This window comes from Metabacillus herbersteinensis (assembly GCF_042433335.1).
Classification (GTDB): domain Bacteria; phylum Bacillota; class Bacilli; order Bacillales; family Bacillaceae; genus Metabacillus; species Metabacillus herbersteinensis.
In genome coordinates this window covers 129,637-146,864 of sequence record NZ_JBHLVO010000002.1, presented here as the reverse complement: position 1 = coordinate 146,864, position 17,228 = coordinate 129,637, and the positions used below count along the sequence as shown (strand labels likewise).

General features: G+C 37.5%; 16 protein-coding genes and 2 riboswitches. Of the genes, 2 read left to right on the top strand and 14 right to left on the bottom strand.

The features are described 5' to 3' along the window. Positions 1–2 precede the first annotated feature (2 nt). The 9 genes from ACFFIX_RS03715 to ACFFIX_RS03675 form a co-directional block, all read right to left on the bottom strand. A complete protein-coding gene (locus ACFFIX_RS03715; protein WP_378930662.1) occupies positions 3–650 on the bottom strand; it encodes a precorrin-8X methylmutase in 648 nt (215 codons plus the stop codon). 21 nt (positions 651–671) lie between these two features. Next, a complete protein-coding gene (cobK, locus tag ACFFIX_RS03710) occupies positions 672–1,448 on the bottom strand; it encodes a precorrin-6A reductase (protein WP_378930660.1) in 777 nt (258 codons plus the stop codon). Continuing rightward, positions 1,445–2,353 (bottom strand): sirohydrochlorin chelatase, encoded by a 909-nt coding sequence (locus ACFFIX_RS03705; RefSeq protein ID WP_378930658.1) that lies wholly within the window; start codon positions 2,351–2,353, stop codon positions 1,445–1,447. Before ACFFIX_RS03705 ends, cobK begins: the two co-directional genes overlap by 4 nt. Before the next feature lie 34 nt (positions 2,354–2,387). Continuing rightward, a complete protein-coding gene (gene cobJ, locus ACFFIX_RS03700) occupies positions 2,388–3,989 on the bottom strand; it encodes a precorrin-3B C(17)-methyltransferase (RefSeq protein WP_378930656.1) in 1,602 nt (533 codons plus the stop codon). 1 nt (position 3,990) lies between these two features. After that, the gene (locus ACFFIX_RS03695; RefSeq protein WP_378930654.1) at positions 3,991–4,704 is read right to left on the bottom strand and encodes a High-affinity nickel-transporter; all 714 of its coding nucleotides are present in this window, start codon (positions 4,702–4,704) and stop codon (positions 3,991–3,993) included. A gap of 1 nt (position 4,705) precedes the next feature. Beyond that, positions 4,706–5,089, bottom strand: a complete 384-nt coding sequence (locus ACFFIX_RS03690) for a (2Fe-2S) ferredoxin domain-containing protein (protein WP_378930652.1) — start codon at positions 5,087–5,089, stop codon at positions 4,706–4,708. Positions 5,090–5,217: 128 nt separating this feature from the next. Continuing rightward, positions 5,218–5,408: riboswitch (cobalamin riboswitch) on the bottom strand. Positions 5,409–5,629: 221 nt separating this feature from the next. Then, a riboswitch (cobalamin riboswitch) is annotated at positions 5,630–5,826 on the bottom strand. A 139-nt stretch (positions 5,827–5,965) separates the two neighbouring features. Further along, positions 5,966–6,607 carry a 5,6-dimethylbenzimidazole synthase gene (gene bluB / locus ACFFIX_RS03685; protein ID WP_378930650.1) on the bottom strand — a complete coding sequence of 214 codons (642 nt, stop codon included), beginning with the start codon at positions 6,605–6,607 and terminating at the stop codon, positions 5,966–5,968. Positions 6,608–6,674: 67 nt separating this feature from the next. Then, entirely contained in the window at positions 6,675–7,724 is a 1,050-nt protein-coding gene (cobT, locus tag ACFFIX_RS03680) for a nicotinate-nucleotide--dimethylbenzimidazole phosphoribosyltransferase (protein WP_378930648.1), read from the bottom strand. Between the two features lie 124 nt (positions 7,725–7,848). Continuing rightward, positions 7,849–9,543: a M3 family oligoendopeptidase gene (locus tag ACFFIX_RS03675; RefSeq protein ID WP_378930646.1), complete on the bottom strand. Its 1,695-nt coding sequence runs from the start codon at positions 9,541–9,543 to the stop codon at positions 7,849–7,851. 283 nt (positions 9,544–9,826) lie between these two features. Between ACFFIX_RS03675 and motA the strand changes: the two genes are divergently transcribed. Then, positions 9,827–10,624 (top strand): flagellar motor stator protein MotA, encoded by a 798-nt coding sequence (gene motA, locus ACFFIX_RS03670; RefSeq protein ID WP_378930643.1) that lies wholly within the window; start codon positions 9,827–9,829, stop codon positions 10,622–10,624. After that, positions 10,617–11,381 carry a flagellar motor protein MotB gene (gene motB, locus ACFFIX_RS03665; protein ID WP_378930641.1) on the top strand — a complete coding sequence of 255 codons (765 nt, stop codon included), beginning with the start codon at positions 10,617–10,619 and terminating at the stop codon, positions 11,379–11,381. Before motA ends, motB begins: the two co-directional genes overlap by 8 nt. 152 nt (positions 11,382–11,533) lie before the next feature. On the opposite strand, the gene ACFFIX_RS03660 is transcribed toward motB, so the two are convergent. The 5 genes from ACFFIX_RS03660 to ACFFIX_RS03640 all read right to left on the bottom strand — a co-directional run bounded on the left by ACFFIX_RS03660 (position 11,534) and on the right by ACFFIX_RS03640 (position 16,940). Continuing rightward, positions 11,534–11,698, bottom strand: coding sequence for a hypothetical protein (locus ACFFIX_RS03660; protein WP_378930639.1), 165 nt, complete (start codon positions 11,696–11,698; stop codon positions 11,534–11,536). A gap of 35 nt (positions 11,699–11,733) precedes the next feature. Continuing rightward, on the bottom strand, positions 11,734–12,885 hold the full coding sequence (locus ACFFIX_RS03655) for a Ger(x)C family spore germination protein (RefSeq protein ID WP_378930637.1): 1,152 nt from the start codon (positions 12,883–12,885) through the stop codon (positions 11,734–11,736). 29 nt (positions 12,886–12,914) lie between these two features. Beyond that, entirely contained in the window at positions 12,915–14,492 is a 1,578-nt protein-coding gene (locus ACFFIX_RS03650) for a spore germination protein (RefSeq protein WP_378930634.1), read from the bottom strand. A 32-nt stretch (positions 14,493–14,524) separates the two neighbouring features. Then, positions 14,525–15,619, bottom strand: coding sequence for a GerAB/ArcD/ProY family transporter (locus tag ACFFIX_RS03645; protein ID WP_378930632.1), 1,095 nt, complete (start codon positions 15,617–15,619; stop codon positions 14,525–14,527). A gap of 211 nt (positions 15,620–15,830) precedes the next feature. Further along, positions 15,831–16,940, bottom strand: coding sequence for a GerAB/ArcD/ProY family transporter (locus ACFFIX_RS03640; RefSeq protein WP_378930630.1), 1,110 nt, complete (start codon positions 16,938–16,940; stop codon positions 15,831–15,833). Positions 16,941–17,228: the final 288 nt, after the last annotated feature.

The following is a 17,228-nucleotide window of genomic DNA, read 5'->3' as shown; positions in this document are numbered from 1 at the left end:
ACTTACACCTGTTCAGCAAGAAGGGATAAAGCGTTTAATGCCGCAACGGTTACGGTACTACCACCTTTCCGACCGACATTTGTAATAAACGGAATATCTAGTTTAGCTAATTCTTCTTTCGACTCTGCAGCTGATACAAAGCCAACAGGAAGCCCAATTACAAGACCGGGCTTTGTTTCGCCTTCCTTAATAAGACGGATCAATTCTAAGAGTGCAGTAGGTGCATTCCCAATCGCAAAAATTCCGCCTTCTGCCTCTTTAATTGCTTTTCTCATCGAAATAATCGCACGGGTTGTGTCCAGTCTTTTTGCTTCTTCCATCACATCTGGATCAGAAATATAGACGCGAATATCACCGCCAAACTTTTCAATACGCGGCTTGCTTATTCCAGCCTGCACCATCTGGACATCAGGGACGATCCTTTTTCCATTTCGTATAGCTTGGACGCCTGCGTGAATCGCATCAGGGTGAAATACTAGGCTTCTGCCTAACTCAAAATCAGCTGATGCGTGAATCACTCGTTGCACAACACGATACTGCTCAACTGTAAATGGATGCTCACCAATTTCCTCATCAATCATTTCAAAGCTTTTTCCCTCAATCATTTGTGGTTGTACGGTTAACGGTTTAAATTCTGTATGAAAATCCATCTCTTTTCAGCTCCTTAATTTTTATTGATTTATTACTTTAAAAGCCTCTTTTACATGGTGTATGACATCGGAAAACTCAGAGAATGCTTTTCCATAGTCGATTTTTGGTCGGCGAATAATAATTGTTTCAATTCCCAACTCCCTGGCAGCTTGGAGTTTTTCATCAACAGAGCCGACCTTTCCACTTTCTTTTGTAACCATTAATGTCACACCAAATTGTTTGTATAAGGCGCGATCAAACTCCTTTGTAAAAGGCCCCTGAATCGCAACAATATTCTTCTGTGGTATCCCTAAATCTTCACACTTTTCCATATTATCTTGTCGTGGAAGCATACGAGCTATCATCCGTGTATCTTCTACCCCATTTAGCTTTTCGGCAAATATCTGTAACGTCTTGCTTCCAGTGGTCAGCATAATCACACCTTTTTTTTCTGCTGCGATTTGCGCTGCTTCCTCATAACTACTAACAAAAGTACATTTTTCTTCAGAAAACGTCTGTGATTCCCGTTCATAGCGAATATAGGGGACACCTGCTTGTTTCGCTCCACTTATTGCATTTTTTGATGCTTCTTCAGCAAATGGGTGACTCGCATCCACAACCAGTTGAATATTGTTTGTTTGAATGAAATTAGCAATCTGACTATCTGTTAATCTTCCAACCTGAACATTTAGGCCACAACGCCTCATTTCATTCGCCGCATTTTCAGTCACGACCGTTGTAATGACATCAAATCCTTCTTTTTGGATAAGAAGGGCTAGTGCACGTGCATCACTCGTCCCGGCTAATACTAAAATCATGGCTTGATCCCTACTTCTTGCTTGTGATGTTCATCGTGATCATGATGATGTTCATCGTGATGGTGGTGATCGTCGTGATCATGATGATGGTGATGATCGATATGCTCCATAGCTTCTATTCGATATTGACATGTATCACAATTCATTTTCACTTCATCTTTTAACGCTTCTTGGGCACGATCAATTAATATTGTTTGCAATTTTGGGTGAAATCCGAAATATTCCGCTAATTTAAACCCTATATTAGGATATTGACTTTGGAATTCTACAATCATTTCTTCTAATCGCTTTATTAAAATTCCTGTAAACAAGAAGTACGGCAGGATCACCACTTTTGTTGCTCCAAGCATTTTACAGCGCTCCACCCCTTCAGAAGTGGAAGGACTGGTTACACCCATAAATGCCGTCTCCACGATTTTAAAATTGGTTTTTTCCCATAACAACCTTGTGATTTTATATAAATCACTGTTTGCATCTGGGTCACTACCACCTCGACCTAATAATAGGATTGCTGTATGTGGATCTGGGTTTTCGTTTAACTCACCTGTCTCTTCTAATCGCATCTTTAATATATCAATTGCATCAAGATGAATTCCGATGGGTCTTCCATAAGTAAATTGGACGAGTGGATATTTAATTTTCGCTTCGTCAATGGCTGCAGGAATATGGATTTTAGAATGTCCTGCTTGTAGAAGCATAATTGGGATAACCACAACATGTGTAGCACCTTTTTCAATACATAGGTCAATTCCTTCATTAACAGTAGGATGTACAAACTCTAAGAAACATGTTTCAATAATCAAAGTTGAATCGAATTGAGGTTTCATTTTTTCAATAAATCCACGAACTTGTTCGTTCCCCTCTTTGTCTCTGCTACCATGTCCCACAAATAATACAGCTTTCATTTTATTTCCTCCCAATTTTCATCTTTATTAAGGATCAATCCCCACATGGAGCTGGTTCAACTTCTATTTTCGGTGAAACGTCTCTGTACTGAAAACCTTGTATATTTTTTACACGTTTAAAATATTTATAAAAACGTTCGTTTGGATGACCCTTTTCTTTATATTCTTGGATGATGTTTTCAACAACTTGTATAAGCTGATCTGGTTCAATTCCCTCTGCTACAGGCTGTCCAGGATGGGCACTTCGTCCAACCGTTTTTCCACCTAAAAACAGATCAAATTTCCCTTTTCGAAAAACAATGCCAATGTCCTCATTCACTGCACCAAAGCAAGCCATTCCACATCCGTTGAAACCAACCTTTAACTCCTTTGGTAGCTCAAGTCCTCCTAGTATTTCCTGCAAGGTGTCAGCATACGGAATCGAATCCTTTTTTTCACCTTCACAAAAATCACATGCTTTTAAGGTCAATACATCACCAACAGGAGATAAAATAAATCCTGCAGCTGTTAATCGTTCTGTTGCTTGCTCAGGATTTGAGGTATGAATTTCCAGCTTGATTTGATGATCTGTCGTATATTCGATCCTTCCTGCTTCCCCGACAACCTCTGCTAAGGTCAGCAATTGTTTTGGTGTGAAGGTTTTTTTGGCAACACCTGGGCTAACAGCAAGTTCAAATATCGTCTCTAACGGCTGTTGCACAAAAGAGTGATTGCTTGGTTCTTTCGTTTCATAACCAAATGCGTCTAACGCTTGTTCAGCTACGTCCCTTGAAGAGAACATAATTTCACTTTCGGGATTGAATTCTTCTTGCTCTAATGCCCAGGGTTCTGACTCTTTCTTTAACCGTTGATGAGGCTTTAATACTTGTTCTGTTGTATTTAAGGTATATTTACGTTGGTAGCCCCTTGGGGTAATCATCAAGCCATCATACATGAAAGTTGAGGAATTTCCGATCATCACCGTCGTTAACATCCCAATATCGTACTCAAGCATATCCTTTAAATTTGTCATCACAACATGCTGTCGATCACGATACGCACTCTTGACAAGGCCTACCGGTGTATCTGGTGACCGATGGTTGAGGAGAATCCGTTGCGCCTCAGCAATTTGCCTTGTTCTACGACCACTTTTCGGATTGTACAGCGCAATCACAAAGTCTGCCTGTGCTGCTGCTTCAATTCGCTTTTCGATCAAAGTCCATGGTGTTAAATGGTCGCTTAAACTGATTGTACATGCGTCATGCATTACAGGAGCTCCAAGTAATGAAGCACATGAGTTAATGGCTGATATTCCTGGAATAATCTCGACTTCTACACCAGTCTCTCTCGACCATTTCTTCTCGACTAAAACCTCATAGACAAGTCCAACCATCCCATACACTCCGGCGTCACCACTTGAAATAACCGCTACCTTTTTTCCAAGTTCCGCTTGTTTTACAGCTTCCTGTGCTCGGCCCACTTCTTCAGTCATTCCGGTACTAATAATTTGTTGGTTTGTCAAAAGACCCTCAATTAACTCCACATACGTTTTGTAGCCGATGACCATATCGCTTTCCCCAATGGCTTCTCTCGCTCGATCTGTTATGTGTTCAAAACTTCCTGGTCCAAAGCCAATCACAAGTAACTTGCCAGCCACCTTATACGCCTCCCTTGACTAATTCAACGAGCATTATGACTCCTAAGCCGATGCTATAGATTCCTGTAATTGACCCAAGAATGATAAAAAGCTGTTTTCGAAACCTAGCCTTTACAAATCCCCATGATAGACAACATGTTATAAAGATCGTTGAGATTAGTAGTCCGATAACAAATAGAAATAGCTGGATCATTGCTGCGGATAAGTTACTCATTCCAACTGCATTTGTAATAACTGCAAGTTGCGTCGGTGTTTCCACACCAATGCCATGAATAATTCCGATAAGAAATGCCCCTATAACCCCAAACGCAAGAGGTGATAGATTGGCTTTTATTCCTTCCCGTTTCGCTTTTGGTGTGAAATTTGCTAGAAACTCATAGACAATCTTGATACGACTTTTATACTCATACTCATTCCTTTGAACGAAAACCGTATATAAGATAAACCCACCTAGTAGAAGAAGTGTTATTCCTACAAAACCTTCCAGAAAAACTTGGGCATTAGTAGGTAGTTTTAAGCCAATGAGAATTGAAATTAGCCCAATGATTAAAACAATTAAACCATGACCTAACGCGTACATTAACCCAAGCGACACTTGCCTTCGCTTTCGTTCTTCACTTCCTACCATGTCAGCAATTGCTGCAACATGGTCACTATCCATTCCATGCCTCATTCCAATAAAAACTGCTAATAACGCGAATGATAAAACTTCCAAATTAACCTTCTCCTTTTAATGGTTTTGATATACCGACTATCGACTCTGAATGATCAGGTGCAATAAATCCTTGTTCTTCATAGTGATAAATAACAGATTCCAGAGCGATTCTTCCTTCTGCTAGATGTTCTTTAACAATCGTACTCCCCGATTCTGGAGTAACCGCCTTATACCAAGTTCCTTCTGGATAAACGATCACGACGCAAGCATCTTTGCATCGACCATTACAGCGGGTTCTCGTCGAATGTACTTGCGCATCCAACTCCAAGTTCGTCACTTCATTTCGAATCGCTTGGGTTACCTCTTCTCCTCCCTTTCTCATACAACTACTTCCGTTACAAATCAAAACATGATGTTTAGTCCCGTTTAAATTCCAAGTTGTCATCTAATCAGCTCCATTATTTTTTTAGACAAATAAAAAATGCACCCCTATTAGATAGAGGTGCAGAAAAAATGACACAATGATACGTATCCCACTTAATCGGCACTTCTTCCTATAGCCCGTAGGATTACGAAGTATTTACGTACAAGGCAGGTCTCCTGACTATGGTTCATCATTTCATTGCGTCTTCCCAAGCAAGTATGCTCAGTGACATTTTGCAATAAAACTCCCCTTAACAGTGGCGGGTACCGTGACGGATTTTCACCGTTCTTCCCTTTTAACACAATAGACATCTATCGTGCACCTTGTCGTAACATTATGTAATTGTATAAATCTACTAAAAAACAAAAATAATTACTAATGACTACATACACATCATATTATTCTCGCATTGGACAATATATGTATGGTCTCCATAAAAAAGCACACAAAAAATCCACTCACCTTTTGAGATGAGCGGATGAAACGACGAACATAAAAAGGAAAATTAATAAAAATTAACCTATTGTGCCATCGTTTCACTTTCTCAATCCCCGAAGAAGTTGAAACTTATAAATTAAGACAGGTCTCCTGACTTGTGCATCTTCCTACTATGAGACCTTCCCATATAAGTACCTATATCAGTACTCTTATACAGTGGTTATCTCAGGTTCGTCCACACTTACAGTTGCGGGGGCAGTTCTGGATTTTCACCAGATTCCCTATTAAGCCTTCTTGGCATCTTAATCTATTTGTTTTATAAATTGGAATATTTATTTCACAAACTAAATCTATTAACATCTTATAGGAACAATTATGACAATGCAAGGAATGGGAGGAAATTGTTTGAAATCTTAGTTTTGTTTAAGTCTATAATTATTTTGACTCAAGAATAGTACTTTATTCTCCCCATTTGTCACTAAATATCAATTTCTTTAAGTTCTGTCTTTTTTCCCACTTTTCTGTTTCTAGAATAGGTGCTTTCGGATATACGTCTGTATATCCAATTGAGATTAATGCAACTGGATCGATATGAAAAGGTATTTTTAAAATGTCACGGATGTCTGACTTTTTATAGAAGCTGACCCATCCCATCGCTAATCCTTCAGCACAAGCTGCTAACCACATATTCTGAATTGCACAGGCAGTAGACATAATATCGGTTTCTGGAATTGAATTCCGTCCAAGTACATGTGATCCTCCTCTTGAAGAATCACATGTTACACAAATTGTTAACGGAGCTTCTTTAATACCTTCAACTTTTAGGTTGAGAAATTTTGTTGCTCGGTCATCTTCTTCATAATGAATTGCCAATGCTCTTCGTTCTTTATCTGCTGCCCAAGCCAAACGTTTTTTTGTGTCAATAGACTCAACTAAAATAAAATTCCACGGCTGCATAAACCCAACTGATGGTGCATAATGTGCCGCTTCTAATATTCTATCTACAGCTTCTTTTGGTACTTTGTTAGGTGAAAATGTTCGGACATCTCTTCTAGTGAAAATGACTTTATAAATTGCTTCTCTTTCTTCATTAGTAAACATATGGAAAAACACCTCACTCATTTTTAACTTGTAAGCATCTAGCGTTTTAAAAAATTAAATTCATTTTCTAATTCTTATTGGATATTCCGGCTTGTGTAAAAGTGGCCATTTCTCTTAACATGAGGGTTGCTGAATGTAGAATAGGAAAAGCCATAGCTGCTCCACTTCCTTCTCCTAATCTCATTCCTAAATCAAGTAGTGGTTTTTTTCCTAACAACTCAATAGCTATATCATGACCAGGCTCTACTGAACGGTGTCCTATAAAAATATACTCGGTGACTTGACTTGAAATCATTTTCGCCACTAATGCGGCTGTTGTAGAGATAAAGCCATCAACAAGGATTGGGATTCTGTTGCTAGCCCCTGCGAGCATTGCACCAACCATTCCCGCAATTTCTAGCCCACCGACTTTTGATAGAATATCGATCGGGTCATTTGGATTAGGCTTTCTCTCTTTAAGAGCTTTTCTAATAACTTTTTGTTTATGGATTATTCTTTCAGCTGTAATTCCTGTACCACTCCCAACTAGACTTTCTAGGTTCTGTCTGCTGATCGCTGCTAAAATTGCACTACTTGATGTTGTATTTCCAATTCCCATTTCTCCAAGAATTAGACATTTAACGCCCATATTAATCATTTGTTGTCCTTGTTCATAGCCTATTTCAACTGCATTAATCGCTTCAATAATCGACATCGCATCTTCTTGGTAAAAGTTTGCAGTTCCATACCGAATTTTCTTACTAATTAACTCTTCTTCCTCAATATCAACAGAAACACCTATGTCTATAATTCTTAAATGAGCATCAATAGACTTACTGAACACATTAATCGCGGCTCCTCCATTTAAAAAGTTTCGAACCATCTGTTCTGTCACTTCTTTAGGGAATGCGGATATTCCTTCAGCAGTCACACCATGATCAGCTGCGAATACAATCACACCTGGTCGTGTAATCTGTGGAAATGGATTGCTAGTCATTTTTGCTAGTTCAATCACGATTTCTTCCAATCTGCCAAGGCTCCCTAGAGGTTTCGTTAATGAATCTACATACTCTCTAACAGTTTTACCCATTTCATCATCAAGCGGAGGAATAGTTATATTTGGTAATCTTTTTTCCATAGTTTCTTAGTCCTTTCTTATCTCTACATGTATTATGTGGTACTTTTCAATCCATTTTGTCAATTTAACACACTTTTCAGTAAATAAAAAGCAACTGAAAAATGAATTCAGCTGCCACAATTATTTATAACAATTTATCGTCGACCTTATTTAACCATTCCTCAATTTCTCCTACAACCGATTCAACACATCCGTCTTCAAAAGGAGACTTTAGGTTCGCAACTTTCACGAGCTCTAGGAAAGATTTGCTTCCACCTTGTTTACAAAGTGTTAAATAATCCTTCCATGCATCCTCACGGTTTTCATGGAGTCTTTTCCAAAATTGCAAAGCACAAATCTGTGCTAATGTGTAATCAATGTAATAAAATGGCGAGTTGTAAATATGGCCTTGTCGTTGCCAATAGCCACCACTCTCTAGGTATTCATTGCCCTCATAATCACGGTGTGGCAAGTATTTTTTCTCAATTTCACGCCATTCTGATTTACGTTCTTCAGGAGTTGCCTCAGGGTTTTCATAGACGAAATGTTGGAATTCATCGACTGCAACACCGTATGGAAGGAATAAAAGTGCACTACTTAAATGACTAAATTTGTACTTCTCTGTGTCTTCTTTAAAGAAGTTTTCCATCCATGACCATGTGAAGAACTCCATACTCATGGAATGAATTTCACAAGCTTCCATTGTAGGGAAACCATATTCAGATACTGCGAAATGTCTGCTTTGATACACTTGAAATGCATGTCCTGCTTCATGTGTTAAAACATCGATATCACCAGACGTACCATTGAAGTTTGCGAAGATATAAGGAGATTGATAGTCAGGAATATATGTGCAATATCCACCGCCAGCTTTCCCCTTTTTTGCTTCAAGATCCACTAGATTTTTCTCCATCATAAAGTTGTACCATTCATTTGTTTCAGGAGAAAGTTCTGCATACATTTTCTTGCCATTATCTACAATCCAATCCGGATCCCCTTTTGGTGTGGCATTTCCAGTTGTGTATTCAACCGGCTCATCATAAAAAATGAGATTTTCTAAGCCTAAACGTTCTTGTTGGCGTTCTCTTAGTTTCGTTGCAATCGGAACGATAAACTCCTCAACTTGTTTACGGAAATTCGCAACCATATCTGCTTGATAATCAGTTCTGCTCATTCGGGCATAACCAAGCTCAACAAAATTGTCATAACCTAACTTTCTAGCAATCTCTGTACGAACTTTTACAAGCTTGTCATAGATTTCATCAAATTCTTTTCCATGACCTGAGAAAAACTTCACTCTCGCTTCATTTGCTCGTTTGCGTAAATCGCGATCAGTCGATTCAGTAAGTGGCTGCATTTGAGCAAGTGTGTATTCTTTTCCATCAAAATCAATCTTGGCAGAAGCAACTAATTTTGTATATTGAGACGATAGCTTATTCTCCTGTTGCAAATCCTCGACAACATCAGGTGAAAAAGTTTTCAACTGAGATTCAGCAAGAGCAAATAATTGTTTGCCCCATTTCTCTTCTAACCCAGTGCGAAAAGGTGAGTTCACAAGCTCAGCATAAAAATTAGACTCTAAGCCTTGAAGATGTGGCTGCAGATCATCAAGGAAATCTTGTTCTTCTTTGTAAAATTCATCATTCGTATCGATTGTGTGACGAATATAAACAAGATTAAACATCGTTTCTACATGGTTGCGAATTTTATAAATGTCACTTATCGATGCATCTTGCTCTTCAAAAGTGGGAGCTTGCTTAAATGTTTCTAGTGCTTCGTTAAATGACTCTTTTAAAGTCTCTAAATTAGGTCTGGTATATTGATACTCTTCAAAGCGCATGGTTGTACCTACTTTCTATGTAAAATTTTCAATCCTTTTACCTATTCAATAATGAGCGAGAAATTCCTTTTTTTCTCAAAAAAAACTTCCCTTTGTAAAAAAAATTTAGTTAGCAGAGTATGAGGTATTGCTCTAACTTTTGAAGCGAACTTCCTAAAAAATACTCCTGTGAAACAAAACGTTAAATAGTCGAAATCTATATGAATTTCGCAAAAACCCTTAAGAATCTGAGGGAATAGTCGATATAAAGAGTAATAAAATACTAGGAGATTTGGTGATTGATATGGATAAAACGTCGTTAATAGGATTAATTCTTGCATTTATTGCAGTTGGTGTTGGAATGGTCATGAAAGGGGTAGCCATCAGTGCTTTACTTAACCCTGCTGCACTGTTAATTATCGTTCTTGGAACAATTGCTGCCGTTACGATTGCTTCTCCAGCGAGTGAAATAAAAAAAGTACCAAAATTGTTCGGAATTCTTTTTAAAGAGCAAAAAATGCCTTCTATACAAGATTTAATTCCTTTATTTTCAGACTGGGCACAAGTGGCTCGTAAAGAAGGGTTACTCGCATTAGAAGCAAAACTTTCAGATATAGAAGATCCATTCTTACGAAACGGACTTCTAATGGCGGTTGATGGCCAAAATGCTGAATTTATTCGTGATGTTATGAGTGAAGAAATTGATGCTATGGAAGATCGCCATCATGCAGGAGCGTCTATTTTTACTCAAGCAGGAACCTATGCACCGACATTAGGGGTTTTAGGTGCAGTTGTTGGTCTAATTGCAGCACTTGGATATATGAATGATATTGAGCAATTAGGTCATGCAATTAGTGCTGCCTTTGTTGCAACATTAATGGGAATTTTCACAGGATATGTGCTTTGGCATCCTTTTGCTAACAAACTTAAAAGTAAATCAAAACACGAAGTTAAAGTTAGACATGTAATGATCGAGGGTGTTCTTTCTGTTCTTGAAGGACAAGCACCAAAAGCAATTGAACAAAAGCTCGCAACCTACTTACCTGTTTCTGAACGAGTAAAGCTTAACACATCGACTGAGGGAGAGAGTGTAAATGGCTAGAAAAAAGAAGCATAAACAACACGACGAACACATTGATGAGTCGTGGTTAATCCCTTATGCCGATCTATTAACGCTGTTACTCGCACTGTTTATCGTTCTTTTTGCAATGAGCTCGGTTGATGCGGTTAAATTCCAGCAGATGGCAAGAGCGTTTAATAGCTCATTTACCGGAGGAACAGGTGTACTTGAATACCCAAGCCCCACTCCTGAAGGGGAAATGGAACAGTTGGATGCCGAGCAGAAAAAAGAAAAAGACGAAGATGAAGAAGAAAAACAAGAACAAATTGAACAAGAAAAGCTAAAAGAAATTCAAGAAAGAATCAATGCGTACATTAAAGAAAACAACCTGCAAACACAATTAAAAACAACACTAACTGATGAAGGCTTGCTCGTTACAATTGTAAATGACATTTTCTTTGACTCTGGTAGTGCAACGATTCGTAAAAAAGACGAACAGCTAGCAACCGAAATCTCGCAGCTTCTCGTCATGAGTCCTCCTCGAAACATCGTCATTAGTGGACATACTGATGATGTGCCAATTAGCAACTCAGAATTTGATTCAAACTGGCACCTAAGTGTAATGAGAGCAGTTAACTTTATGAAAATTTTAATTGAAAATGACCAGTTGGATCCAAAAGCCTTTAGCGCAAAAGGATTCGGTGAGTTCAAACCAGTTGCTTCAAATAATTCAAAAGAAGCTCGCCAAAAAAATCGTCGAGTTGAAATCTTGATTCTTCCATATGAACAAGCAGAGTAAATGACAAAACAACTTATCTTGTTATTTACAGTTAAAAAGAGGATAGATTCTATCAGGGAAAACCTGAACGGACTATCCTTTTTAAAACTACGGAAGATCCCTCAACAGAACATTTTTGTACTACTAAAATGACTATTAATAGGGATAAATACCTATATAAATGATTGACGTACTAACAATATACTTAGTGCTAATCCTATTAATGTGAGAAAAGAAAAAACAACTAATTCCTTTATTTCCTTCTTTCTTATCAACTGTGGAACTTCCCAGGCAAGTATTGCTACAAAAATAGCGATGATCATCATAATCTTAAGCATTATTTATTCCTTCTTTTTAGTAGAATATCTATTAATTACTTTGTTAATCCAATTCTTCTTACGAAAACGGTTGGTTTTATCTTAACTTCTAAATGTGAAAATTCCTGATCCCAGTTCTTTTTATATTTTGTATTCCATTCCTTTGGATATTTCTTGTATACGGCTTCTCCAAATCCAAAGATATCTGATTCAAATTCCTTTTGTGCGTTATCTAATGCCAATTGAACTCTTTTCTTAATTTCTGTTTCTAATTTTTTTTGCAGATCATCGATCGTCTTTGAATCATCTAAATTCTGTTTTGAAGCATTTTCCATTACATTCATTTCTGTGGTCATATTCACAGTAAGTTTTAATTCTCCATGTTCAAGTTTAGGATCGATGGTCGTTCTAGATCTAATAATATTTGTACTAATATTGCCACCACCTTTTTCCTTAGAGATTGGGACGGTAATAACTCCTATTTCCATTTTATTTATAAGCCATAATATCCCTCGGGTTTCAATTTCATTCATCCAGCCAACTAACTTGTCATCCTTAAATACTGCAGCCCCATCGATTGCTTGTCCTTGTTCAGAATCATTTTCACTATTAACCTCCAATGTTTTTAATGCAAATTGCGGAGCTACTGGCTCTACCCCATCAGAAAGAAGCATGTCCAAAAACTCTTTTATATTAACTTGTAGACCTACACTTAGTTTTGTCAGTTCTCTCGTTTCCTCCGCTGAAACACTTTCTAGTTTCGGTTTATTTTTGATTACCTCGAAAGCTTCTCCTTTTGTAAACATAATATAACTGTTCATACGAGGTTCATGATATCTTGAATAGAAATCAATGATATGAGCAACACCCTTTTTAGCTAATTCCTCCCCGATTAATAAAACCCTACTATGAGAAAAGAATATACGTCTCGATAATTTCCCTTGTAGATTCCGGTATGCTTCAGCAATCGTTGCACCAGACTCTGAAATCACAAATGTACTATTCTCACTGTCCCCTCCTGCGCCCCCAGCTGGTCCTAGTTTTGTAGGAACCGCTACTTGAAGTGATAAACGTATTTGATCATCTTCTATGAGATCTAATCCTGCAGCAGTAACAATTGCAATATCATTTATTTCAATCCGATTCCAACATCCTGAAAGCAAAGGAACTGTCATTACCAGTATTAGCAGCATTTTAATCGTTTTCATCAGCACCATCCTGTCCTTGTTGAAACGACCTAGTTATTACGCTTAGGGGGGTGTGGTCTTAATGACTTACTCATCCGCTTCAAATTACTTTTTGCAGTTTGTTCTGGACGTTCGACCATCGCCCACCATGGAGCTCGAATAAACACATCTTTAAGGTTGTTAAAATTAAAAGGTGATACAGGTGTCAAATATGGAACACCGAAGGAACGAAGTTGAACAAGATGAACTAAGATAAAAAAAACACCTAGCAATATCCCATAAAACCCCAACGTAGCAGCTATGAACATCATCATAAAGCGAAGGAGACGAATTGCTCCTGTCAAGCTGTAACTGGCAAACATAAACGATGCAATCCCGGTAATCGATACGACGATGACTAATGGAGCGGAAACAATTCCAGCCTCTACAGCAGCTTGACCGATTACTAACGCACCGACAATACTTACAGTTGCTCCGATTGGGCGTGGCAGTCGTAAGCCTGCTTCACGCAATGCTTCAAAGGTGATTTCCATTAACAAAGCTTCTACAACCGCAGGAAATGGTACCTTCTCTCTTGAAGCCGCAACACTAAACAACAAATTTGTCGGCAATAATTCCTGATGGAATGTTGTCACGGCAATATAAATTGAGGGAAACAACAAAGCAACAAATAAAAATAAATACCGTAGCCACCGAGTAAATGTAGAGATCATAAACCTACCATAATAATCTTCAGGTGAATTCATCATGACAAAAAAAGTGACAGGAGCAATGAGAGCAAATGGGCTATTTTCAACGATAATCCCGATTTTGCCTTCAAGAAGGCTACCTACAACCCTATCCGGCCGTTCAGTTTGCAAAACTTGTGGAAATACTGAGTAAGGATTATCCTCTATAAACTCTAGAATGTACCCGCTGTCCTCAATGGCATCAATGTTAATCCGATTTAATCTGGTTCGAACTTCCTCTACTATTGAATCTTGTGCAATTCCTTCAAGGTAAGCAATCACTACTTCGGTTTTTGAAAGTTCCCCAATTGTGATACTTTCTAATTTAAGTTGGGATGTTTTTAAACGTCGTCGAATCATGCTTGTATTTGTCCGGATGTTTTCTGTAAATCCTTCTCTTGGTCCATAGACAACCGGTTCTGATGGAGGGTCATTAACGGATCGTTGTTGCCAAGACTGTTCGCTGATAAATAGTGATTGATTAAAACCACTAACCAATAAAACGGTATCCCCTGACAAAATATGATCAACAACTTCTTGAATTGTTCCGCCTTTTTTTACTTGAGCGGAGTGAAGCTCTTCTTCTATTTCCTTAATTGTAATAATAGGTTTTTGCAGTAAATCCTCATTATGAGTTAACAAAGGATTTATCACATTCGATTCCATTCTATTCATATCGACTAGTCCATCAAGATACAGGATTATCGCTGAATAAGTAGCATTTATTTCAAATTTCCGATAGGAGAAATCTGATGACCCTTCAAATAATCGTTCAATCTTGTAAAAATCCTCTTTAAGAATTCCTGTTAAAGATTCTCTTTCTTCTTGAGGATTAACTAGTTCTTGATCTTGATTTTGACTTGTAGAAGTTAATTTTTTAAACCATTTTAAAACTTTCAATGGTTCACCACCTCTCATGATGACTAAACGTATTAAGAATGAATCCTCTTACGAATAAATGCGATGCAAAGCAGTAATATCGGTACAATTACTTGCAATAGAGTATGGACATATGGAACAAAAATCGTAAATCCAATTTCTAAATGTTCTACATAACTAGTTGCGCTTATGAGCGATAAAGAAGTAATAATTGTACCCATTGCAAGTATTACAGAACGAGTTTGTTTTAACTTAAAAACCTGAGAGATTGCAACGGCAGCTCCGAATGTAAACCCTCCAACCTTAAAAAACACTCCTGCTACCATCATTAAAATAACAAGTGCATCAAAACGTTCAAGAAAATCTGCAATAGAAACCATCTGGGTAGCTGCAAGAAGAGAAAAGTTACTCTCGCTGTAAATTTCTGGACCTAAAGTGGATAGCATCATTATTGAATTAACCGTTAACATTGTGCCTCCAATTAGAATGATCGACATTCCTATCTTTCTTACATTCTGCTTCTTATTTAGAAAAGGAAAAAACATCATAATGATAATTGTTTCTCCAAATGGGAAGTTTACAGCATTTGGAAATACCTCTTTCAATACTGGCTTTACACCATTTCCTAAAACAGGAGTAAGATTATTAACATTGAACTGTTCGACGCTAAATAATAGAATCCATATCAGTATGAGAGCAATAATATAAACAGGAAACACAATTTCACCCATTCGTCCAAAAGTCTCAACTCCACCTCTTAGACAATAAATCATTAACACCATAAAGCTTCCGATTACGACAACGGACGGGGTATCAACTAAGATTGTAGTGACAATCAGATCTCCTAATTCTCTACATGCTCTTGCTGCAGAATATGTAAAATGAAAAATATAAAGCATGATTATTGGATATGAAAGATACTTTCCGATAATTTTCGGAAGAATCTGAACCAATGTATCATCCGGATAATAGGCTGATAATTGCGTGTAGACAGCCATTAGGATCAGACTGCATAACATACCGAATAGTATAAGTAACCATGCATCCTGCTTTACTTCTGCTCCTAATCCCAAAATCATCGCTGTCCCTAATACGTATCCAATCATTAAATAAGAAAGTTGGAACCCACTTATTTTTTCTTGTTTCATTTATAATCTCCCTTATGCTAAAAAGCCTTTGCCATTTCCAAGGCAAACTTTCATTTTACAAATTCCACTTTTGCTTAATATTTCCTTAATGAGACATGTTATACTTAAAGGTTTCTGTGTATACTTATAGCTGATTATTACAAGATCATTCAGGAAGCTTGAAAAGATCCTTACCGTAAATTTCGGGCCATAAAACTGCTAATCAGAGGGATTAATTAAGTACTTTTTTAGGTTTAAACTTGTTGCGAATAAATGCGATGGAGAACAATAAAAACGGGATGATTATTTGCAATGGGATATGCAAATACATCGTAATAAACTTTGCACCAACTTCTAAATGCTCAGCATAGTTTGATGCATGTAAGAGGGATAATGGTGGGATAATGGTGCCGATTGCGAGCAAAATAGAACGATGATTCTTTACGTTTAATACTTGAGCGATACCAACGGCAGCACCATACGTCCAACCTCCAACTTTAAAGAATACCCCTGCTACCATCATTAAAATAATAAGTGCATCAAAACGTTCAAGAAAATCTGCAATTGTAACTTGTCTTGTAGCTGCAAGAAGAGGGAAGTTCACGTTCGCGTATATTTCCGGACCTAATACACATAAGTTCATGATTGAATTAAGTGTTAATAAAATCCCTCCTATTAAAATTACGGCCATGCCTATCTTTCTGGCGTTCTGTTTTTTGTTTAGAACGGGAAAAAACATTGTAATGATGATTGTTTCTCCAAATGGAAAGGTAATGGTATTCGGAAAAACCTCTTTTAATACTGGTTTTACACCATTGCCTAATACAGGGGTAATATTATTAATATTGAATTCTTGAACACTCAATAAAAGAATCCAAATAACAACAATCGCAAACATATAAACAGGAAAGACAACTTCCCCCATACGGCCAAATGCCTCAACACCGCCCCTTAAACAATAAATCATCAACACCATAAAGCTCACGATAACGACAGCAATAGGCGTTTCAACTAAGATCGTTGAGACAATTAACTCTCCAAAATCTCGGCAAGCAGTTGAGGCAAGATAAGCAAAATAAAGAAGATAAACTATATTTACTGGAAATGCGAGATATTTGCCGATGATTTTTGGGATCATCTGGACTAATGTGTCACCAGGATAATATGCAGATAATTTGGTATAAACGAACATTAAAATTAGACCAAATAACATACCTATCCCGATTGATAACCAAGCATCCTGCTTTGCCTCTGCTCCTATTCCAAAAATCATCGTATTTCCTATTTCAAATCCAACCATTACATAAAATAGTTGGAGTGCACTTATTTTTTCCTGTTTCATTGTGTGCTCCCCTGTTTGTTAACATTTCATTTCTACACCTTTAAAAATCTTCAAATTTTGTTAACTTTTAGCTTTTTTATTGTTTCCAGGTGAATGGTTGTTATGCAATGGAAATCAGAATAACAACTTGATGTTTGTTCCAATATTATCTGGGAGAGTTAACTCGGAGAGTATAGTGAAAACCATGTAAACAAAATAAACGGCTTAACCATAGTGGTTAAGCCGTTCGTGTTTAAGCAAGAAGCTCTGAATGCTGGTGAATCAAAAAAGGTCAACATATTCCTGATA